Annotated in this window: 17 protein-coding genes and 2 pseudogenes; 17 read left to right on the top strand and 2 right to left on the bottom strand. The window is 41.8% G+C overall.

Features of this window, described 5'->3' with window-relative positions:
* Positions 1 to 30 precede the first annotated feature (30 nt).
* The 6 genes from BK127_RS36495 (at position 31) to BK127_RS36470 (ending at position 11,186) form a co-directional block, all read left to right on the top strand.
* A complete protein-coding gene (locus BK127_RS36495) occupies positions 31 to 1,692 on the top strand; it encodes an extracellular solute-binding protein (protein WP_076237615.1) in 1,662 nt (553 codons plus the stop codon).
* Positions 1,693 to 1,785: 93 nt separating this feature from the next.
* Complete coding sequence (locus BK127_RS36490) at positions 1,786 to 5,646, top strand: Ig-like domain-containing protein (RefSeq protein ID WP_076237614.1); 3,861 nt, start codon at positions 1,786 to 1,788, stop codon at positions 5,644 to 5,646.
* Positions 5,647 to 5,894: 248 nt separating this feature from the next.
* Positions 5,895 to 6,914, top strand: coding sequence for an ABC transporter substrate-binding protein (locus tag BK127_RS36485; protein WP_076237613.1), 1,020 nt, complete (start codon positions 5,895 to 5,897; stop codon positions 6,912 to 6,914).
* A 277-nt stretch (positions 6,915 to 7,191) separates the two neighbouring features.
* Entirely contained in the window at positions 7,192 to 8,067 is an 876-nt protein-coding gene (locus BK127_RS36480) for a PP2C family protein-serine/threonine phosphatase (protein WP_076237612.1), read from the top strand.
* Positions 8,067 to 10,283 carry a serine/threonine-protein kinase gene (locus BK127_RS36475; protein WP_076237611.1) on the top strand — a complete coding sequence of 739 codons (2,217 nt, stop codon included), beginning with the start codon at positions 8,067 to 8,069 and terminating at the stop codon, positions 10,281 to 10,283. Before BK127_RS36480 ends, BK127_RS36475 begins: the two co-directional genes overlap by 1 nt.
* Before the next feature lie 24 nt (positions 10,284 to 10,307).
* Positions 10,308 to 11,186: an FHA domain-containing protein gene (locus BK127_RS36470; RefSeq protein WP_076237610.1), complete on the top strand. Its 879-nt coding sequence runs from the start codon at positions 10,308 to 10,310 to the stop codon at positions 11,184 to 11,186.
* A gap of 79 nt (positions 11,187 to 11,265) precedes the next feature.
* Here BK127_RS36470 and BK127_RS36465 read toward each other — a convergent pair whose 3' ends face one another.
* Both BK127_RS36465 and BK127_RS36460 read right to left on the bottom strand, forming a co-directional pair.
* The gene (locus BK127_RS36465) at positions 11,266 to 11,547 is read right to left on the bottom strand and encodes a hypothetical protein (protein WP_076237609.1); all 282 of its coding nucleotides are present in this window, start codon (positions 11,545 to 11,547) and stop codon (positions 11,266 to 11,268) included.
* 39 nt (positions 11,548 to 11,586) lie between these two features.
* Positions 11,587 to 11,877, bottom strand: a complete 291-nt coding sequence (locus BK127_RS36460) for a WXG100 family type VII secretion target (protein ID WP_076237608.1) — start codon at positions 11,875 to 11,877, stop codon at positions 11,587 to 11,589.
* Positions 11,878 to 12,005: 128 nt separating this feature from the next.
* Between BK127_RS36460 and BK127_RS36455 the strand changes: the two genes are divergently transcribed.
* From BK127_RS36455 to BK127_RS44575, 11 genes and pseudogenes are all read left to right on the top strand, one after another.
* Positions 12,006 to 12,764: a hypothetical protein gene (locus BK127_RS36455; RefSeq protein WP_076237607.1), complete on the top strand. Its 759-nt coding sequence runs from the start codon at positions 12,006 to 12,008 to the stop codon at positions 12,762 to 12,764.
* Positions 12,765 to 12,783: 19 nt separating this feature from the next.
* On the top strand, positions 12,784 to 13,059 hold the full coding sequence (locus BK127_RS36450) for a hypothetical protein (protein WP_076237606.1): 276 nt from the start codon (positions 12,784 to 12,786) through the stop codon (positions 13,057 to 13,059).
* Positions 13,060 to 13,107: 48 nt separating this feature from the next.
* The gene (locus BK127_RS36445; RefSeq protein WP_076237605.1) at positions 13,108 to 17,304 is read left to right on the top strand and encodes an FtsK/SpoIIIE domain-containing protein; all 4,197 of its coding nucleotides are present in this window, start codon (positions 13,108 to 13,110) and stop codon (positions 17,302 to 17,304) included.
* A gap of 5 nt (positions 17,305 to 17,309) precedes the next feature.
* Complete coding sequence (locus BK127_RS45175) at positions 17,310 to 18,854, top strand: hypothetical protein (RefSeq protein WP_256711600.1); 1,545 nt, start codon at positions 17,310 to 17,312, stop codon at positions 18,852 to 18,854.
* A 30-nt stretch (positions 18,855 to 18,884) separates the two neighbouring features.
* The gene (locus BK127_RS36435) at positions 18,885 to 19,403 is read left to right on the top strand and encodes a SecY-interacting protein Syd (RefSeq protein WP_179097730.1); all 519 of its coding nucleotides are present in this window, start codon (positions 18,885 to 18,887) and stop codon (positions 19,401 to 19,403) included.
* 28 nt (positions 19,404 to 19,431) lie between these two features.
* Complete coding sequence (locus BK127_RS36430) at positions 19,432 to 19,905, top strand: DUF4274 domain-containing protein (RefSeq protein ID WP_076237638.1); 474 nt, start codon at positions 19,432 to 19,434, stop codon at positions 19,903 to 19,905.
* A 223-nt stretch (positions 19,906 to 20,128) separates the two neighbouring features.
* Positions 20,129 to 20,677, top strand: a pseudogene (locus tag BK127_RS36425) (recombinase family protein); the annotation flags it as partial.
* 148 nt (positions 20,678 to 20,825) lie between these two features.
* Positions 20,826 to 22,031 (top strand): annotated as a pseudogene (locus tag BK127_RS36420) (IS110 family RNA-guided transposase).
* 1 nt (position 22,032) lies between these two features.
* Complete coding sequence (locus tag BK127_RS36415) at positions 22,033 to 22,266, top strand: CdiA C-terminal domain-containing protein (RefSeq protein ID WP_305954346.1); 234 nt, start codon at positions 22,033 to 22,035, stop codon at positions 22,264 to 22,266.
* Positions 22,238 to 22,711, top strand: a complete 474-nt coding sequence (locus BK127_RS36410) for a hypothetical protein (protein WP_076237604.1) — start codon at positions 22,238 to 22,240, stop codon at positions 22,709 to 22,711. Before BK127_RS36415 ends, BK127_RS36410 begins: the two co-directional genes overlap by 29 nt.
* Before the next feature lie 74 nt (positions 22,712 to 22,785).
* A partial coding sequence (locus BK127_RS44575; protein WP_218639069.1) for a hypothetical protein occupies positions 22,786 to 23,024 on the top strand: 239 nt, incomplete at its 3' end.

Here is a 23,024-nt window from a genome sequence, read left to right as displayed (position 1 = left end):
AATAACGAATTCAAAAGGGGTTTATCCAACATGAAAAAATGGTTTGCGACATCACTTACTATGTCATTATCAATATTAATGGTTCTAACGGCATGCAGTACGAAAGCTACAGAACAACCGATTTCCTCTGATGCTTCAACAACATCAACAACTCCAGCCAAGAAAGGGGATATATCCGTATCAGTGTATGATCGCGGAAATATTCCCGCTGCAGAAGGAACATTAGAAAATAACCGTTGGACCAAGTTTATTAATGAAAACGGTCCAGCGAATGTGAAATATGTACCAATCCCGCGCAATGATGCTGCCCAAAAATTCAATGTACTGTTTGCTTCGGGATTGGCGCCTGACGTTATTAACGAGTTTGATCCGAATATCATAAATCCGCTTATCGATCAGAAGCAGCTTATGCCTCTAAACGATCTGATCGAGAAGAACAGTGTGGAATACAAGAAGGTTCTTCAGGATTACCCCGCATTGAAGAAAGTAGCGACCAGTCCCGACGGGAATATGTACAAAATTGGACGGGTGCTGGAATCATTTCCAAGTTATGCGATCTTTATCCGCGCAGATTGGTTGAAAAAATTGAATCTGGACGTTCCGAAAACGACCGAGGATTTGTATAAAGTAGCAAAAGCATTTGCAGAGCAAGACCCTGACGGCAACGGAAAGAAGGACACATACGGAATGGCAATGAGTTATCGTTCCGAGTATGTGATCGATATGATGTTCGGGAACCCTGTTGAGTTGTATGGTCTTGTCAACGATCAACCTAGCCGTGCATTTGAAAATGCGAAATTGGCGACCGAGTTTAAAAAACGCTTGTTTGATGAGGGGCTAATCGATAAGGACTTCGTGAATGACAAAAATGGGGCAAAGGCCAAACAAGACTTTTTAAATGGCAAGATGGGAATTTTCCCAACTTTTGTTGGAAGCTGGTTCGACTCGACAGTAACCGACATACAAACCTTGAAAAAGGCTGTCCCAGATGCTGATGTGATCCCTATAGCATTACCAAAAAGTCCAGTAGGTGAATTTATTCCGGACGTACAAAGTCCAGTGCAAATGACAACGGCGATCAATGCAAAAACAAAGGACCCGGTTGCAGCGATCAAATATATCGACTTCATGGATCGTGTCTCGACGGGAACCACCCTGCTTTTTGGATTGGAAGGCTCACACTATAAGAATGATGTAAACGGATGTCCGCAAAATATTGACCCGAATAAAAGCAAAACTGAGGTTAGCTGGGCAGGAGACTATGCGCAATCCTATTCCCGTTTGCTGCTCGGCAAGTGTTCGTTTTTTGAAAATCAATACAATACTGACATTCCAGAACAAAAAGCCGGACTGGACATGTTCAACAAAGCCGAGTCCTTATATCTAGATTCGTCTAAAAAATACCGTTTCGTTACCCTACAAGAACTTATACCAGCTTTCCCGAAGGATATGCAAACGTCATTTAACACGGCCAAAAAGCAAATTACCGATACGTGGTTGAAATCAGTTTTAAGCGGGGATAAATATTCTGCTGATCAAGCCTACAAGGACGTTTTGACCGAATGGGATAAAGCGGGTGGCAAACAAATGGACGATTTCATAATCGGGTGGTATAAAAACAGCAAAGACAGCAGTTTCATGATGAAAGATTTGTGGGAAACCGTTGCCAAGCAAGCACAAATGAAGAAATAAGCTGAACACATTTAACAAAGGATGGGGGCCTCTATACCAATCAGCGGTCCTCAGCTGTACTTTATCCTTGCAGGAATACGAGGAGGGTTATTTATGGGGAAATATAAGACATTTATTTGTGCTTTGGGTTTATTCTTTCTTATGGTCATTGGAGCACATGCCGCTCATGCGGCGGTTATACAGCAGTTGCCGGTCTCGAACCCTGGATTTGAAACGTTGACTGTAACGAACGGTATCTACAGTCCGAAAGATTGGAAGACATGGTGGTGGAGCGGGCCCGTAAACAATCCGTCGATATCGGCAGCGAGTTATACGGAGGATGACAAAAGCAGCGGCCAGCGCTCCGTATTTATCAACAGTGTCAGCACGGGATACGCGGGATGGGTATCGAATCCTATCACGCTTCCTTCGAGCATGATATCGTTTCGAATTACTGCCAAACTGAAAACATCGCCAGATTATTCGGGAAATAAACCGCGTTTATGGGTTTCCTTCCAGAACAACGGGACGTTTCTGGGATCCTACACAACGGATCAGACGGAGGGGTTGTCACTTGCGGATTGGACGGAGGTGTCGTTTACCGTCGATCGCAGCCAATTCCCTGAAGGTACCAACACACTTGTGCTGAACTTATCGACAACCAGCATGAATACAGAGATATTAGCAAACGGCAAAATTTACTATGATGATGTGATGGTGGAAGCATCAGATGAACCGATTCCGGTTGTACAACAGCTGCCGGTCTCGAATCCGGGATTTGAAACGTTGACTGTAACGAGCGGTGTATACAGTCCGAAAGATTGGAAGACGTGGTGGTGGAACGGAACAGCGAACACTCCACCGATATCTGCAGCGAATTATACAGAGAATGAAAAAAGCAGCGGTTTGCACTCGGTGTATATCGACAGTGTCAGCAATGGATACGCGGGATGGGTGTCGAGTCCCATAACGCTCCCTTCGAATATGACATCGTTTCGAATTACTGCCAAGCTGAAGGCGTCGCAAGATTATTCGGGAAATAAACCGCGATTTTGGGTTTCCTTCCAGAACAACGGGACATTTTTAGGATCCTACACGACGGATCAGACGGAGAGGTTGTCGCTTGCGGATTGGACGGAAGTGTCGTTTACCGTCGATCGCAGCCAATTTCCGGCGGGTACCAACACGCTTGTGCTGAATTTGACGACCACCCGTGTAGATACTGCGATACCAGCAAGCGGTAAACTTTATTACGATGATGTGTTGGCGGAAGCTTCGAACCAATCGTTGGGACCGGTTGTTTTTACGCTGAAATCCAATAAATTTGCTAGCTGGTGGAATTTGGGGGATACCGTAGCTTATCAATTGAACGCCGGAGCAGTACCGAGCTCGGTCAAAACTGTAATTGGCAGCGTTTACAATTCTGATAATGAATTGATCGTACAAGTGCCTGTGTTGAGACAGACGTTTCTCGATCAAGGCTGGAACTGGACGCCTTCGGAGCCGGGGTATTACGAAATTGCTTTTGCATATCAACAGAACGGTAGTACCGATTTAACAGATCTGCCCGTCAAATATACGTACTCACAGACTGATCTTACTACGTTTTCGCGTGAGCGGTATTCATTGGTTGTAAATCAGGGTCCAACTAAACCAGTATCGCAAAGATGGCCGGTCATGGGTTTTAGCTACCAGCTTTCAGAAGGCGAGAATGCCATGAAACTGGCTGATTTAGTGGGATTTCGCTTTGCGCGAATCCATGCCGTGCCATGGGGAACGCAGTTCCGCGATACGAGCTGGGCGATTGAACCATCACGCGGTGTTTATGATTGGTCGAAATTCGATGACCAAATCAACAAGCTGTCAAGTTACGGCTTCGATCTGACTGGAAATCTGTTATACACGCCGCAGTGGGCATCTCCACATCCGGAGCAAACGCAGGCGAATATAAGTGTCCCGGCATATTCCGCTTATGCTCCTGTGGATATGAAGGACTGGGAAGATTTTGTTCGTGCCGTTGTTACCCGGTACAATACTCAGATTAAGTCGTGGGAAGTATGGAATGAGCCAAACTTGCCGGGGTTGAGTGTGTTTTGGTTGGATACGACGGAACGATTCGTGGAGCTGTTGAAAACGGCGTATCTGACAATCAAAACGGAGCAGCCGGATTCAGATGTATGGATTGGCGGACTCGCTGGGCGTAACTATTTGTCTTTTTATAAAGAATTGCTCAGTTTGGGAGGAGCAGCCTATTTCGATAAGCTTGCGCTGCATGGTTACCAGCCCGATCCGCGCGAATTCGAACGTGTAAATCAAACGTTCGGCATCCCCTCCAAGCCATGGGTAGATTCGGAGAGTCATGCGATTCTGGTCAATTCGAACTCGGTAACAGGCACAGTGCCAACGGAATCTGAGGTTGCCAAGCGCATGATCGTTGACTTCCTGTCACAGCTCAAATGGGGAACACAAAAAATTGCCTTTTTTCATATGTTGAATTTATCGGAGATGGAAACTTTATCTTATGCAAAGAGTACCGGTAATGTTACGCACGCATCGGGTTTATTCCGTTCCAAACCGCGGATGGAGCCAAGGCTCGCAGCGTCAGTAGCCCATCATTTTCTTGATCTTGCAGGCCAATCCCTCGTTTATAAAGCGGAGTACGTTCTTGGGAACGGACAAAAAGCAGTTGTACTTGACAATGACGGAAACCGGCTCGTAGGTTTGTGGTCTGAAGCATCCTCAGCAGCTCCAATCGATACGCGTCTAGCTGCTGCTTTCACTGGTGAGACCCTTGTTACGGACTGGGAGGGCAAGACGCAAAGTGCCAATAGCACACTGAGCTTACATCCTGGCAAGGTATATTGGATAAGTAACGCAGACAGCGCAGTACTAGCCGCACTGCCAGTCTCAGAGCCATTTTTGATCTCGGATTTCGACCGTAATACGAATCATATAGTTGTCCCTGAGTCGAAGGGTACGAGTGGAGAACTGTTCAATCCTACCACATTAGAAGTCGCTGATAATACTGTTTGGACTACCGATAGTTGGGCTTATAAAGCAGCTGCCCAGTCGACGAAGCCGGAGGATTTTGACGTTTCGTTTGCAGCGGGGTATTCGGATAACGGACTAGACCTTATCGTTCGTGTGAAGGATGGGACATTTGTTCAGGATAATCCACTAGGCAGCTTCTGGAAAGGAGACAGCGTACAGTTCGCGATTGATACGTTTGGACAGGGATTTACGGGAGATCAGGTGGAATTTCAAGCAGCTTTGACACCACAGGGACCCGTGCTTTATAAACAATTGGTGCCTTATGTTGGCGGCAATTTGCCAACAAATTGGACACCGGGCAATAGTGTAGCACAATACGCGTCTTTAAAGGTAGATCAAACGGTCCCGAATGAAACGGTTTATTATATCCATGTGAATTCTTCTGAATTGTATCCTTATGTACATGATCCGAAAAGTCCACTTCGATTGTCTGTGCTGGTCAACGACAATAACGGCAGCGGCCGACTTGGATGGCTTGAGTGGAGCGGTGGGATTGGCAGTGATAAAAATCCGGCGCAATATGGGAAAGTGTGGATGTTGAATGGGATAGCTGTTGAAGCAGTTCAAACGAGTATGACAGAGGGACAAACACAGACTTTGGGTGCTCACGGACTGACAGCAAGCGGGTTTGTAGATTTATCTGGCAAAGCTGCTTGGAATTCATCCGATTCATCAACCGTAACCGTGGATACTTATGGCACAGTGAAGGCGATCAAAGCAGGGAGCGCGATCATTCAAGCATCGTACGGTCCCTTTGTCGGAAGCATTGCGATAACGGTAGATCATACGACGTCCGTTACGACTGCGTCCGTTTCGCCACTCCAGCTGGATGGACACACAGGAGAGACTGTCCCTGAGATTGACAGGGCAACAGCCATACCTGCTGGACAGCGCAGGGTATCGGCGCTTGAAGCGAGATCATGATGTGAAGTTTATAAGCACGAATCGATAATGATTATGGACTGATGTTCATTCCATCCTCATATAAGAGCTGAAGACGCGAAACTTGACCTTTACGGGTTCAGTCTGGCGTCTTTTTTTGCTTAAAGTGCACTTTGTGACAATTCAAGCAGAATTATCTATTTGGAAGACCCGCGATATTGACTTGCCCCATCATTCCAAGTATCATTTGATAATGATTGTCATTATCATAAATAAAGGGGAGAACTTCATTGTTTTTTACAAATTTACAACGCTTTAAGAAACCATCGACATTATTGGTAGCCAGTCTGCTAAGTGCTGCGCTCGTATTATCCGGCTGCGGCCAGACGACTCCGACGGCTAGCAAAGAAGGTTCAACTGGTGGAGCCGCACAGCCAGCGACGCCGGCACCGGCACCTAAGCCTGCTGAATCGTACACCGTCAAGCATGCGATGGGTGAAACCAAGATTACGGGCAACCCAACGAGGATCGTCGTTCTGACGAATGAAGGAACCGAAGTGCTGCTTTCTTTAGGCATTAAGCCTGTTGGAGCTGTCAAATCATGGTCGGGAACTCCTTTCTATGATCATATTAAGAAGGACTTAGAGGGTGTAACTGTTGTTGGTGACGAGAACCAGCCGAACCTGGAAGTGATCGCAACCTTGAAACCGGATCTGATTATCGGTAACAAGCTTCGTCAGGAGAAGGTGTACGCTCAGCTGTCAGCGATTGCTCCTACTATATTTTCCGAGAAAATTAATGCAGACTGGCAGAAAAATTTTAAATTATATGCCGAAGCCTTGAACAAGAAGGATCAGGGCGATCAATTGCTTAGCAAGCTGGATCAACGTATTGCAGACTTCAAGACCAAAGCGGGCGACAGCTTGAAGATGAAAGTGTCTCTGGTCCGTTTTATTCCGGGCAAGACACGGATTTATTTTAATGATACGTTCGCCGGGTTCATGATGCAGAAAATTGGCTTCCAACGTCCGGCTGTACAGAATCAGGATAAATTCGCCGACGATATCAACAAGGAACGGATTCCGGATATGGAAGGAGATATTTTGTTCTATTACACTTGGGATAATGATAAGAAGGAAGCCAGCTCGGTTGAGCAGGAATGGACCAATGATCCATTATGGAAAAATTTGGATGTGGTCAAAAAAGGCAACGTGTTTAAAGTAAACGACGATATTTGGAATTCATCCGGTAGTATCATTTCGGCTAATGCGCTGCTATCCGATTTAGAGAAATTCGTCTTGAAGAAATAGTGAGAATAGTGTTGAAGAACTAGAAGAAGAGCTTAATGAAGATCTTGGATTAAAGGGAAGGCCTTGTGCCTTCCTTTTTTTGTTTAATATAACGCAAACAGCATTTCAACTTTAAGGGGCAGAACACGTCCTTTACAATCTACTCAAGGAAAAGATTCTATTTCAATGATGATCATAGACAATGTAAGATTAAGAAGGAATTTGTAAAAAAATGTAGAAATGTTATTAGACAATATTTGAATAAGAAGAATACATAAAATTTGGAGTCCTAAATTATATGCTATATCCAATAAAAGCTTGTGTTATATCTCACTTAGGTTATCAACGAAAAAATCAGGAAGATAACTTTCTTCTTAACGATGGACAGTATATATCAAAAGATGAGCAAAAAATGTTTTCTGAGGATAAACAATATTTCATCAGAAAAGTTTTATCCGACAAAACGGATAGAGCTATATTTGCAGTTAGTGATGGTATGGGGGGACATGATGCTGGTGAAGTTGCCAGTTTTCTTGCAATGACCCATTTATGCAGAGAAAAAGAGCAGTTGTTGAGCGTTAGTAGGATTGAAGATGCTATAGAACGTTTTCATATCTGTGTGAGCAGCATGAACCAAGAAATATGTTACGAGGCTAGGAGAGATATCTCTTTAAATGGAATGGGAACGACATTAACTTCTGTGGTTTTTGTTCAAGGAAAAGCTGTAGGTATGAATGTTGGCGACAGTCGAATGTACAAGTACAATGGTGACAAGCTGGTACAGATCTCAAAAGACCATACAGTAGGACAAAGACTAAAGGAATACAATTTGATACCATTCCAAGAAATTGAACATCTGGAAACAAGAAAAGCACTGACTCGTTATTTAGGAATAAAAGAACAGGAAGTCAAATTAAAGTGCTCGACAACAGATATATTTACTACTCAAGGAAGAGAATGGTTTTTACTTTGCAGTGATGGATTAAGCGATGTTGTAACAGAGTCCATGCTGGAAAAGGTTATGAGCACTTTTTATGAAGAAGAGAACGTCGAAGAAGCTGTACATATGCTAGTAAAAATGGCTCTCGATGGAGTCTCCGGAGGAAACGACAATATAACAGCGATGATCATTGAAATACAAGGGCCATCGTTAAAAGGCGAGGAGAATTTGTAATGAATCATTCAAGAGATTTAATAGGTAAAACCATTTTAGGGTATCGTGTTATCGAACAAATAGGATCAGGCGGCTTTGGTACTGTATATAAAGTATCCAAAACAAACGAAAGCGGTGAGTATACTTATGCATTAAAGCATATTACCCTTCCGACAGAAACACAGTACAATTACGTTTTAAGTTCAATGGGTGGAGATTATGAAAAGGCAGATCACTACTTTAAAAATGTGCTCAGCGATATCGTCTATGAAATTAATATTTTAAGCTCATTGTCAGAGAAAAACAGCAATAATGTTGTTACTTATTATGATAACGAAATAGTCAAGCAGGACAATCCGATAAGATATGATATTTATATTCGAATGGAGTATCTGACTCCACTGGCTACTTATGTAAGGAATAATGAAATGAGAGTCAATGATATCATTGATTTAGGTATTGATATTCTTTCTGCGCTTGATCTGTGTCATTCCAATCATATTATTCATAGGGATATTAAGGATGATAACATCTTTGTAAACAAAGATGGGAAATGTAAGCTTGGTGATTTTGGAATTGCAAAGGTTTTAAAAGATACATCCAAAGCAGCCTCAATGAAAGGGACACCTGCTTTTATCGCCCCGGAAGTTTTTTTGGGACAAGAAAAGTACAGCAATGTGGTGGATTTGTATTCCCTCGGTATCGTTTTGTATAAAATCATGAATGATTCAAGACTTCCGTTTCTACCGGCATATCCAAAAGATTATGAGATGGACGATGTGGATCATGCAATTGGAAGACGTTTAGCTGGAGAAATTCCAGATTTACCTACAAATGCTCGTAATGAGTTTGGAGAAATACTTGTAAAAGCAATCTCATCAAAAGAGCAAAGGTACCAACACGCAAAAGATTTTGCCGATGCATTAAAGGATATGAAAAACCATTTGTCAAACGATTACCTTGAACGAGTGATTAATAAAAATATGGTTGAGGCTGCATCAAGCCGCAAAACAATGAGTTCAACAATGGGTGGCTTGTCAGATCGAACGGTTGGTGTCGATTTTGAAAGAGATGAGAGAGAGTTCTCACATACCTTGAAAATATCACCGGATGAGCTAGAAGGTGTTGTTAATAAGTACGTTACTGAGAAAAGATATCAAAACAACACAATAAATGAGCAAACAATGAAGCAACCCGACACGATACTTAACAGTGAGAGTCAAAACAAAGTTATAATTGAGCAGCAGTCACCCACCAATAGAACGTATAATAACCTGTTATCCGTTACGGATGCTTCAAAACCTGAGTTCAATGGCATAAGGGATATACTGGCTGAAGAGGTAAGTGTTCCAACTGAAGCATTGCGTCAGGCTTCTCGTAATCATAATAATTCGGTTGTAGGACTTACTTCAAAAAACATTATTATTGGCGGCTTATATCCTGGGGCGGGTTCCACTTTCGTAGCGATGTGTCTGGCGAGGGCATTGAATTATTTATCTATTGAAAATGCTTTTGTGGAGAGTCCTATTAATGTACCGGAGCTCTATCATTTACTCTATGGTGACAAGAATGCACCACAGCCTGTAAAGGATCCGTTTAATAGGGATGCCTTTATTTCGTATCGCTTTGTTACGGATGAAATTATCGAAGACTATGCAGTGACTAATAATTCACTCAAATGGACAGACGGAAGCACGATTTGGTACCCTGTCAACCCAAAAGGCCTTGAAAAGGAATGGACTTATCACCACGGCCTGAGACTGCTGCAATTCGTAAAATCGCCTATTACTATCTTTGATGTTTCTAATCATTGGAATCACGAATATGTACGCAATGCTTGCAATGATGCCAACGAGATTATTTTTGTTTGTGATACGATGCCATCTAAATATGCAAGAAGAGATACAGCAGACAATATTCAATTGTTAAATGAATGGAGACTTAAAGGAAAGTCTGTCCATGTAGTAGGTAATCGAGATGTACCATCTTCATCAGAAGGTAAAATAGAATGGCTTGAATCGATGCCTCTGGCACCTACGTTTCTTGTTCCGAATATTCCTCATGTACAGGTTATAGAAGCACAATGGAACAGTGGAATTGTCCAGGATGACGCGTCTATTAAGGAAATTCTTTTATCAGCTTGTCTACCATTTTTGAAAGTTATATTGCCAGAAACAATGCCCATAGGTGCTCCAGTGGCCAAAAAGGGTGGATTCTTATCCAGATTATTTAGTTAACCCTAATAAGATAGGTGACTTTGAATGCTGCATCAATTTGAATTGAACTTGCTAAGGTCTGTTATTGCTAAACAAGACTCTGTAGAAGTTATGGAACTCCTAGAGCATATTAATAAAGGGAATACATTAAATAAACTCATGGGTAGGACATTTCTCCATAGTATAGCAATGATGGGTGAAATAGATATCTACGATCAATTGGTTTCTTTGAATATCGAAACAGACATTCCGGATCATCAGGGCGAAACTCCTTCACAATTGATTCAAAGATGGAAATCTCCTCAACTTCCCCTTGGGGCATATTTAACAACGTTTACAGGAGAGGATAGGATACCCATATCATCTTCTCCTTTTGTTTATGGAAGGGAAAAGGAGTCCGTCAGCTATCATGATCCGGCTAATCATATATCTGCTCGTCACATGCAAATAGAACATGTAGATGGTGCCTATTACATATGTGATTTAGGCTCGTTGAACGGAACCTTCCTGAATGGTCGTAAATTAGAAAACAATAAACAAGAGAGGCTTAAGGAAGATGACCATATCAGGGTACATAATACACAATACCTATTTAAGTATTCCGATAGCCTACCACTATCTGTATATTTGATAGCTGTAGATGAAATGGGACCAAGTACAAAACAACGGATCAAGATTAACAAGTTTCCGTTTGAATACGGACGTGATGCAGAAAAAGTAAGCTATGTGGTCTTGAGCCCGCACATTTCACGTCGTCACATGTCAATCCAGTCTAGGTTTGGCCAATACTTTATTAGCGATTTGGGTTCATCTAACGGTACATATGTGAATGGTAAAAGACTATTAGAGCAAGAGGAGTTTCAATTAAAACATGGTGATCTTATTAAGATATATCAGTACAGCTATTTATTTTCTGTAAAATGAAAGAACCCCCCTCGATCATTTTAATCGAGGGGGGGCTGAATGGTGAGATCGACTATCTTAAGCCTTATTATTGAAACTTTTAATAGTCGGTGTTTGACAAGGTTTGATATATTTCCTGTACAGAAGTGATATGTTTATTAAAGTCCACGATCTGTTGATTTAATTGGGTTAAAGCTTTTCCATAATTAGCTTTGTATTCTTCCTGCAACTTACGAACTTTGTCGTCGTCCCAACTATTTGTAATCTCTTGTAACCATCGATTAATATCATTATTAAAAATAACTATTTCTTCACCCAATTTGCTCAAGGATGTTTTTGTTTGATCAAGCTGTTGAGGAGTAATTGTTGTTGTCGCGCCCATGAATTCCAGCTCCTTCAGTATGAATTTTATATAATTAAATTATTTTTGAGCGCTTTTGATTTTGTTAAACGCAGTCTCATACGCAGTTGCCCGTGATTCCATGTACGTTTGTAGAGAAACAAGATTTTCACGAAAAGATTTAATTTGATTTCTTTGCAAATCCTGTACTGTATTGCAAAAAGCTGTGCAGTTTGTATCTACCCAAGCAGAATTAAGCTGATTGGTCATAGCTGTTAATTTGCTATTCATATCATCAATTTTAGTTTCAAATATTTTAACCTTTTTGGCATGTGTTCGTAACGCATCAGTGCTTATCATCACTTTGCTCATTAGAATCCCTCCCAGTTTTAAATACATCATAGTGAAATGTTCAAAAATTGTCAATAACTACCTTGAAAATAATGTCATATTATAGCATAATGTATGAAAAAAGACCCATGCCGTTTGGAGTGAGATTAGTGAGCTGGTTGAATAATGAGTATACGTCCAAAGAACTATTTTCCATGTACTTCTCATTTCGAGAACAATCTGAGCAGCTGAAGGAAATTCCATTTCATAGCTGGAGAGTGGACAAAGGGACAGTTATTGATCCTAAGCAAGACAAAACCCTTTTGTTTCTACGTAAAGCCAAAGCTATTCGTCATGTTGAGGAAACGGATAATTGGGAGGCAGAGCCTTCATTTTTTCATTTTATTAATACTGCTGACAGCTATAATTTCTGGACTCTGACGTTTGATTCAACGTCTCCTGATCAATGTCTGCATTCTTATTCAACTGTAGAACCTGCTATAGGCTCACATCTGACCATAAGAGAAATAAACAAAGGAAATGAATATAAATATCGGGTACTAGGGACTACGAATTATCAGTTGTATAGATCGATGTTCGAGCGGATCTATGACTCACCAATTACTTGGAATTCCGTTGGGTCTGAATGGTACCCCAATAACTCAGAGTTTTGGAAAGCCTGGCTTCATGCGTATCCAGAAACATTTCAGTGGGTGTCCCATGTCTATCCCAAACAGAAGTTGATGGGTTTAACAGGTAATCCTCAGAATCCTGGTTTGTTGTCCCAAATTCAAAATTCGGATTCTTGGATTGCACAGTTTGAGATATTTTCCCCCTTTTCGGGTGGAGAAAATCGAATAGTAAAGTGGAAAGTTGCGATAAAATCGAATGATCAGGTGAACGGGTACTTTGGAAGCGATCAGGAATAGCTAGTAGGAGGAATATGAAATGGCGACCTCAAGTGAAGTATACGATGCGGCGAACCAGCTTGATAGAATTGCTGGCCGTTTACAGCAGGAAGCAGATGCATTCAATCGTAAAAGAGGCTCAATTGTAAGTGCGGTCAAAGATTTAGGGGATATGTCTGTTGATAATGATTGGTCCAAAGCCTACAGTTCAATGCGTTCTTTAGTCAGTGAATTAAACAAAGCAGTACAAAACGCACGTAGATATGGAGATCAATTACTGTCACAGGAGCAAGCACAGCGCAGACAGCGAGCATAACAAAGAAAGCTAAGGCTGGATTGATTATAAAAATTTGAGGTGGTATGGTTGGCTAAGCGTAAGCAGCAGCAGTTGGTTCGGATAACTTGGCCGAGCATTGATAAAAAATTACCTGAACGTAAGACAATTCGGTTGGACACACCGCCTTCTCCATTCTCTAAGGATCAATCACAAGTAGTAACTACATTATTGAGCATGCTAATGACTACCATCGGACCGATTATCTTGGTAATGACGATGATGACGCGTGCGGATAATGGGACTGTCGGTTCAAGAATGGTGATGATCTTTGGCTCAATTGTAACTACATTCCTAATGTTGATAGTAGCAATGGTATCTTTGCACTCGCAACGAAAACAAACGAAAAAGCAAAAGCAGCAGGTAGAAAAACAATATGTCTCATATCGCAGTCGTCTAAGTAACTGGTATAAAGAGCTTTATCAGGCACGAGAGACCCAAATGCAGGCGTTGCAAACCTGGCACCCTTCGTTGCCTGAATTATTTCATGAGCTTGAGGAGCTAATGCACAAAAAAACAGACGAATCATTGTCGACTCGTCTCTGGTGGATTGGCAAGGAAAGCGACCATTATATGAATACATCTTTAGGTAAGGGGCCGGTCCCTTTATGGGTCCAAGCTGAACTGGATAATCGTGATGCACACGAGGCAGATGCCGAACTGCTGCAGCAAGCAGTAGGCTTGAATGAAATGTTTACGACTGGACAAGGTTTTCCCTATGTTGTCAATTTGGCAGAATATACTTTTATAGCCGGGTGCGGGAGTAGCCCTGAATTTCGTTTGGCATGGATTCGGGCTTTTGTTACGCGTCTGTGTTTGACTCATCGCTATGATAATTTACGATTGTTTATTTTGACAAGTGGTGCATTTGAACGTACGGAAACACCAGACGAAGAAGTGGATGAAGGTGATTCTCAGGCATGGTATTACCACCTGCCTCATGTTATGGGAAGTGCGGGTATATACAGTAAACAGCAAATCGATAGCTTTATTGAGGAGAACGAAGAGTTGTTCAGATCCTCAGTCGAAGAGCGTGGTTACTATGCATTGATTGTCATTGATGATTGGTCTTCTTTTGAAGAAGAGCCCTTAGCCAAAAGATTACTGCATATGAGTCGCGAGCAAGGGGTTATAACAATGATAGAAGTAAATACAATAATGGATATTCCTAAAGGGGAAGAAGTTCTTGCATTGGAGCTTCATGCCAATACCTCAGGTGCCAATGTATATAGGAATGGGGAAAAAATCGTCGAATTAAGCGGAATGCAGGATGAACTGGAACTAACACGTTTTATTCAAAATCCGGAGCAAGGTCTGCAACAGTACGCTGTATTCATGTCAAATATTTATTATCCGAATGCCCCGCAAAGCAATTTAAAACAAGCGATTATCCCTGATTCCATATTATTTGATGACTTGTTCACAGACAGTGAAGATGGGCTTGATGAAGGGATGAACAAAAACCCGTTCCTTCGTGCCAAGGAGATCAAACGCATTTGGGACAATCAGGATATCTCTTCTGCATTAGCAAATCCTATTAAGTCGATTGTTGGCCGTGGTTGGGAAGGTAAGAACCTCCATATTGATCTTTATAAGCGAAATCATGGTTTTATCGGGGGAACAACAGGTTCGGGTAAAAGTGTATTTTTACAAGCCTATCTACTTTCTTTAGCAGTATCTTACAGTCCGGAAAACGTTGCTTTCGTTCTTATTGACGGTAAAGGCGGTGGCATGGCTGAACCATTAAAGCATTTACCCCATGTCCTTGGTACAGCCGATAGTGGAGAATTATTTATCGTTCAACGAGCTTTAACAGCTATTGAAGCCGAATTTCGAAAACGGGATGAGGCATTTAAAGAAGTGGGACAGTTTGAATGGAAAGACTATATGAGGGATTATTACAAGGAAAAGAAAGCGTACCTCAAGGATTCTTCAATCAAGGTTCGCCCAAATTTACCGCTGTTGCTTGTTGTTTTTGACGAATTGGGCCAATTAATTAAGTTTAGCTCTAAGAAATACAGCGATATTGTTGACAACTTATTACTTACCTTGGAGCGCCTGGCCGGACAGGGCCGATCTTATGGAATACGCTTATTATTCAGTGGTCATAGTCCAAGTGAAGCACAACGTGTAGCGCATAATCTTGACTACATGATTGCGCTGAAGGTCGAGGACCGTGACTCAAGCAAAGCCATGATTGGTGATGAACGAGCCATTCGCATCCGTTCCAAGGGACGCGGATATGTTCGTTTGGGAGAAGAGGTGCTTGAGTTTCAGGGTGCTTACGCAAAGCCGGAGCGTGTAAAGGCTATCACGAAAGAACTACAGTATCTGTCTCGGGATTTTACTTTATCCCCCATTGTGTTGGAACCTCTACCACAAGTTTTAAATCTGGAAGAATTGATTACATATGAAGGCTCTCAGCAGGAGCAGGATGATATTGGTTTCCGATTGCCGATGGGATTGATTGATTTACCGGAGCAGCAGAAGCAGCTGAAGTGGGTCTACGATTTGGCTGGGGAGGGTAATCTTGCTTTTACTGGACCTATGAAATCTGGTAAAACCATGGGACTCCATACTGTCATTATGCAAACGATTCAGCAATTTACACCTCAGGATGCCAATGTATGGTTAGTTGATTGGGATAGCTATTCGCTGAAAAAATGGAAATCCTTACCCCATATTGTTGAATATGTGGATGATAGAGACAATGGAATAAAGAGACTGAAAGATGTTATTCAGTTTTTGGCAGCAAAAATGGAAGAACGCAAAGACTTCAGTGCTGGATTCGATGGGGCGGGATGGCACGAGTTCCGAGCCAAATCTGAGATGTCGCATACACATGACAATTATGATTTATCTTACCATGTCCTGGTTATTGATGGTTACGTTCGTGTTACTGATTATCTGGAACAAAAATCAATGGATGATAACCAGCTATTGATGTCACTACTCAGTGACGCATCGCGTTATGGAATTTATATTATCGCATCGATTAATAATACGAGCATTGCATCACGCTCACGGGGAAGACGAGGATTCAATCACATTATTCCTCTTGCATCCACCGAGCTTTGTTTCGACTTCTATGGGCGGGAAGGACTTAGAATGACTGAAGAAGTACCAGGGCGAACTGTCGTGCGTCTGGACTGGAAGTCAGGAAAAACCATAAAGAAAATCTGTTGCGAGGTACAGTTGGTGATGCCGTTCCTCTCCATATTGGAGGATCAAAGGCCAGAAGATGCCATGGTTAACTCAATTGAGGATTTGAATCAACAATTACAGCTTACAGAAAGGAACCTGATAGTTTCCAGCGAATGGACCTCTCGGCTTCAGGAGGATAAGAGTAAGCAGGAAGTACACGTAAGTCATCAAGCAGATCTTCATGTTGCATCACAGTCTTTAACACTTACTATGAATTCAGCAGAAACTATTGCAATTAGAAACTATTTGCAAAAGAGAAATATAGACTTAAAGAATATTCCTGAAACTGAACTGGAAATAGAGCAGTTGTCTAACTGGACACATAAACGTGAACACATACGTTATCCAATTCTATTGTACCGTTCTCCGCAGGACACAGACCGTGAATCACATGCTGCAGCATTGGGTCTAATTTTGAACCAATTAGCTGAGAAGGACCCGTTCATAGATGGAATTATTCCATTAATTGATAGTAAAGAACAAGCAGATGTGATTGAGCTTCTGGCAATCTGTCTTGAACCTCGTGCTCAAGAGATGCTAGTCCCGAACAGCTTGGATCAGCAAATTGAACTTTTGATGGCAAGTCAACAGACTAAGGACAAGCAGTATTTATTTATTTCTTTTGGTACATCATTATGGAATCAGTATCCCGAGGAAATTTTAAGATTGGAAGAGTTTCACAAAGAGCGTAAAAGTGAAAACAATGAAATGGCAAATCTTCATGAATGGCTGGGAATGGCTAATATCGTACCAAACCTTAATCATAAGGTATTTTGGAAGCAATACGAGGGCGATCTGTTACTTCTAACCTTAAATGTAATTATTGAATACATGTATTTTCTGGAAGACATTTATCACGAAGAAGATGCGATCCAAATAGCTGTTGAGTACATTTCGTTGCAGGAAAACCGAGGTGAGGATGAGAATTTTTCAGTTAGTTTACTGATACGTCAGGAGCAGCAAGATGATGGAACTTTTATTTTGAGTAAACGAATATGGACTCAGATCGATAAAGGTGATTGATAGAGATGACGAAACTTACGGTAGATTTGGAAAATCTAAAACCATTAATCGATCAAGCTAAAGAAACTCAAAGGAATATAGAGCAGATTTACAGTGGGAGCAGGGGGTATCTAAGGATAGCGAATACCCAATTCGGTCAGGATGCAACACAATTAGAAACAGCTTATAAACGTTCGATCGATCAATTGGGAGGTATCGTCAGTGTATTACAGACGACTTATAACGCGATCCGCGAGCTCCAATCGGATGAAGGTTCCAGAAGTACAGGAACGGGGAATCCATGGAGCCGGTGGCTTACGGGACAGTCAGGGTATGGAGATCCCGTTATTCCCTATGTGAGTTCGACACGTCAGGTGGTAGAAGGTGTCTGGAACTGGTTTCGTGTACCGCCCCCAGTGAGCCAAATGATGGAACAAATGAAAAACAACGCGGTGCTTGCGAGCGGAACGAAGAGCATCCAGGAGCTTGCGGATACGAATGCCTTCGGGATTCGATTGAGAGGTCAATTCGAAGCCTACAATCAGGAACTGTTTGGTTGGATGCAGGATTCGGGCAGAGCTTACAGCAAAGGTGGGCAAAACGAGGTTGCTAAACGTGTAGAGCAAATCAAAGAGATTGCGATGCAAGCCTATGAGAGCCTTGCTCCTTACACGGAGTATGTGAGATACTTCAATGAAAGCAGCAGCCAGGAGGACGAGTATGCTCAGACAAAAAATGAAGATCCAGGTGGACATCATGTCCTAGGAGCATTACAATCATTTGCAAGTGGTGCCTGGAATGCAGGAGCATCCGCGATCAGTAATGGGATCTATCATGATACTACCAATAAAGGTGATAGTAACCTGGCATATACAGCGGGCGAAATTGCAGGAGGCCTTGCAGCGGCCGGCATTGGAGTGATCGAGACCATAGAGGGAATTACCGTTGCAAGTGCGGGAATCATCGCTAGTCCTGAAACTGCGGGGGTCGCGGCTGTCATCATCGCCCCCTCTTTGGCTGTTGCAGCCTTGGGTGTAACAACGATCGGCAATGGAGTGAGCAAGATCGCAGATGGCGTCCATAATTTTTCATCTGAGGGGACGGGTAAAATTGATGATATTCCAATTAGAACCTATCGTAATGCTGACTTAAGTAAACTCGAAACTAAATATACCGCTGATCCTAGACTGACAGTGGAAATGCCTTATGTAGGTAATGGGAAGAATGGTACAAATTCAGAAGGATGGTTACGAGATAAAGATTATTACTGGAAAGAGGTATTGGAAAAATACCCCGAAAGTATAAGTAAAGCCAATAAGCAAAAAATTGAATTAGGTTTCTCACCAATTAATGATAAGCAGTTCAGACAACATTTTCCGCAGTATGATATTAAAGAACTGTATAATGACACGCTAATTCATCATCATATTGGTGGTGGTGGTCAGGCTGTTGCAGTGCCCTCCAAATTACATCCTGGCTCGGGCGGCATACACAATGCTGAAAAAGAAGCAGGAGTTTGGGGCAGTGATAGCCATTATGCTGAATTATTGGAAAAATTCTTGAACAAGTAAAGGGTGATATTTTTGTCTATAAAGGAAGCAATGAATCAATATTTTTCGTTAAGGAAAGCCACCGCGGATGAGGGATTAGATTTTTTATTTAAAATACCATTCGATGAAGATGTTGATTCCTTTATTTATGTTGGAGAAGTTGACGAGGATGAGTATATCTCTTGGAGACCTGTTGAAAAAAAAGACTTTAATGATTTCAAATCTCTAGAAGAGAACCAAGGTATCAGAATTCATCCGTCTGTTATCGAATATTACAATTCATATTGGTTTGCTGATCTAGATGGGTTTATTAAAGACCACTATATAAAACTAGAATCGGTACTACCAAAGGCAGATATTGAATCTTACAGCAACATACTTACGGGATACAAGAATAACCACAATAACAAACTTGAGCATATCCCTATAGGCATAGAGGGCAATGGGCTTATGGTTGTAGTTGATAATCAAGATGGGTATGTGAAACTTGAGGACTATGAAAGAAATTCATTTGAAGTGATCGCAGAGGGTATTGAGCAATTAATTACAACTTTACGGCTAAAAAGATAGATTTACAAAGTGAATCAATAGACCGATGATGAATAATAAAACAACCGTTACGCATGGTGAAAAACTACAGGAGCTAAAAGACCTATTATACAGTGAGGATAATAGCAAGATTATTACAGAAATTATAAATAAGAATCCTCTGGATCTCCATATCTTAGCCGCTAACTATAACTGGAACAGCGGCTTTGAGGTTCCAAAGGCTATATTAAGCAATGAAAATTGTGATTTTGGAACGGGTCTGCTAATGTTTTATCGTGCAGATGGTTATCGTCTACTCGAATCAAAAGACGCTTTCTCTGCGTCCACTTCGAGTGAATGGAAAGAGTTCATCTCAAAGTTATATGAAAGAATACTTGATAACGACTTCTCTAATAAGTCGATTTCTTTTACTCCACCATTAACAAAAGTACAAGTTTTTAAGCTAAGAAAGTCAAACCCTAGTAATCCTGATGTCTTCTTGGAAAAGTCGCCTGGTGATGGCATAGAAATTCCAGTCCTCTAGTTCTAGTATCATGTGGGGGCTACCCATTGCCGAATGCACTCTACTTTCAACCAGTGACACATCTAACCCATGTAATACCCGTATAAAGGTTTCAGTAATTCGTTTGTACGCACATCAAACACTTGAATTTCATAACCTAAATAACGCTATTCCGTTACACTAAACAGGTCGATTATGGTCAGATACCACCATGATTGACCTGTTTTTTGTTATTAACCAATCCATTGATGCAGTTGTTGCCCTCAATACAAGCCGTTTATGGCGGTCTGACATTGTGAAAGTGTTGGTACATCGGGAGTTTAAGAAGCATGGGGTGGACGTTCGGAGTATTGAACAACCCACCTACAGCATCCACAAGAAAGACCCGAATGACTTCCTGATTAACGGGCTTATGGAACTGCTTGACCAGTACCAACGCTTGGAGATTGCATCGAAGCTAGGAAGAGGTCGAAACCAGAAAGCTGAACAGGGCGGCTATGCAGGTGGAAGGGCAACCTTCGGATACAAGGCAAAGAAAGGTCAGAAGTGCATCCAAGTAGATGAGAAGCAGGCACAAATTGTCCGTAGAGTGCTTGAATCAAAAGAACAGCATCCAACATGGACGTTGACTCGAATAGCAGAATCATTGAATGAAGAAGGTTTTACGACTGGGCAAGGCAGTTTATTTACGAAAGTGCAAGTAAAACGAATCTTAGATAAACGTGATTTTTATAGCGGTACATATCGCTATGGAGATATAGAAGCAATTGGTTTACATGAAGCCATACTGTGACAACAAGGAAGGGAATAGAGAGGCTTACGTCCCACTGCGAACCGTAAGGTTAACGCTCGAACTGAGGTTGCCCCTATTCTTTTACCCTAGTCACGACATAATCCATACACAGAGGTGAATCCTTTTGACACACTACAAGTAGAAACATATTTATGTCGGTTTGGATTTACATAAAGCCCATCATACAGCGGTAATCGTCAACTATTGGAACGAAAGACTCGGTGAGATTCAAATCGAGAACAAGCCAACAACCTTCGATGAATTGATGAAGTTCGTCAAGAAGTAATGTTCAAAAGGCTTGACCCCTGTCTATGGATTAGAGGATACGGGTGGCAATGGCAGATCATTAGCCGTTCACCTTGTAGAAAACAAGCAAGTTGTCAAAGAAGTCAACTCCGCTCTTTCCTACAATGAACGTATGAGTAATGCAACCACACAAAAGAGTGATAGTTGGGATGCGTACTGCATCGCCAGGGTGTTGCTCGCCAGATTGGATGAACTGCCGGATGCGACAGGATATTTACTGGACAGTCGGGCAACTGGTAGCAAGACGTAATTCTATCGTCAAACATGCCAGTGGCTTGAAGAATCAAATGCACCAACAATTAAGCTGTCCTATAAGAAGTTCTTCTGTGACATAGACGGTAAAGCCGCTCTTGCCTTTTGGGAGAAGTATCCTGCACCACATCAAGCACTAACGGTGGGGGTCGAAGAACTAGCGGAATATCTACGTAAATCCAGTAATAACACTTGTTCTACCCGTAAGGCAGAAGAAATACTTGAATTGGTCAGGCAGGATGGGGAGACGAAACGGAACTTCCAAGAATATAGAGACTTCCTAGTCGTTAACATGGTTCATGACATGCGGAGAAGCAGAGAACTAATCAAGCAGACAGAGGAACAACTTCGTCATGTATTAGCTCAAACCGACTACAAGCTAGAGTCGATGGACGGTATTAACGTGGTTACTGTGGCAGAACTAGTCGCTGAGATTGGAGACATTCACCGCTTCTCCAATGCGGATAAGCTAGCCCGATTTGCCGGAATCGCTCCAGTACGCTTTAGTTCGGGCGCCAAAGTCAAAGACCAAGCAAGCGGTCAAGGTAATCGGGTACTAAACAGTATCTTCCACAACCTTGCTGTACAGCAAATCCAAGTAGCCAAAGGGAAGAACAAGAGACAGCATAATCCCTTGTTCTATGAGTTCTATCAACGGAAGTTAGCAGAAGGTAAGACGAAGAAGCAAGCCCTCATATGCGTCATGAGAAGGCTTGTGAACATTATCTATAGCATGATGAAGAACAAAACCGAATACAGGGTGGTGAGTCCTCTGCCGGAACTCAAAGCAGGATGATATTATTAGAAACATAAGAACAAAGACAAAAACACAGGCAGAAAGAATTGTTCTTAATTTAGATAATTTCGCTCCTGAAAAAGTTACGGAGATCGTTGAAGGAATTTTAAGAAAAGCAAATCCTAACGGGGACTTGAAAAACTTAAAAGAACTATTTTTTTGTGAAGTATGGAAAAATTATGAAGGTGTTTGGGGGATAGAAATGCATGGACTGCGAATTGTTTTTACTATCTAATTTAAGTTATAAATCACTTGGAGAAATGATAGAAAGAATAACTAACGAGTTAGCGAACGCAGAGGTGTCAGTTAATTGTAATGAAGAGGAAATAATTATCGGATCAGAGTATTTTTCATTGGCTCTTGAAATTGAGGATACTTCTGATATCTCTTTTGTTAGAAATCATTATAACCTAGATGTTAATGTATGCCTCAGAGTTCAATTGTTCAGTAACACCTTTTATCTAGGATTGGAGCTTTTGTTTAAAATGATGGGGAAGCTTATGAAACAAATTGATGGGAATCTGTTATTTTTAGAAGATGGCTCAGATCAGTTACTTAGAAAAGAAAACGGTGAGTTAATTATCAATAAAGATTTGAATCAATACCAGACAAAATACTTAAGCACAAGTCTGCTTAGCTTACTTGACCATCCTTATACTGAAAAGAAATTGTCAAACTAAAAGTAATCTATCCTACAATACAACCATTATCAAGAGATTGCCACAATGCGAGTTAGCCGCCCGTGTTGTGGTTTTTGCTTTTCAATGAAAGTAGCAGCCAGGAGGACGAGTATGCTCAGACAAAAAATGAGGATCCAGGTGGACATCATGTCCTAGGAGCATTACAATCATTTGCAAGTGGTGCCTGGAATGTAGGAGCTTCCGCGATCAGTAACGGGATCTATCATGATACTACCAATAAAGGTGATAGTAACCTGGCATATACAGTGGGCGAAATTGCAGGAGGCCTTGCAGCGGCCGGCATCGGAGTGAT

This window comes from Paenibacillus sp. FSL H7-0331, from assembly GCF_001956045.1.
Note: the sequence above shows the minus strand (reverse complement) of the source record. Positions and strands in the feature narration are given on the sequence as shown.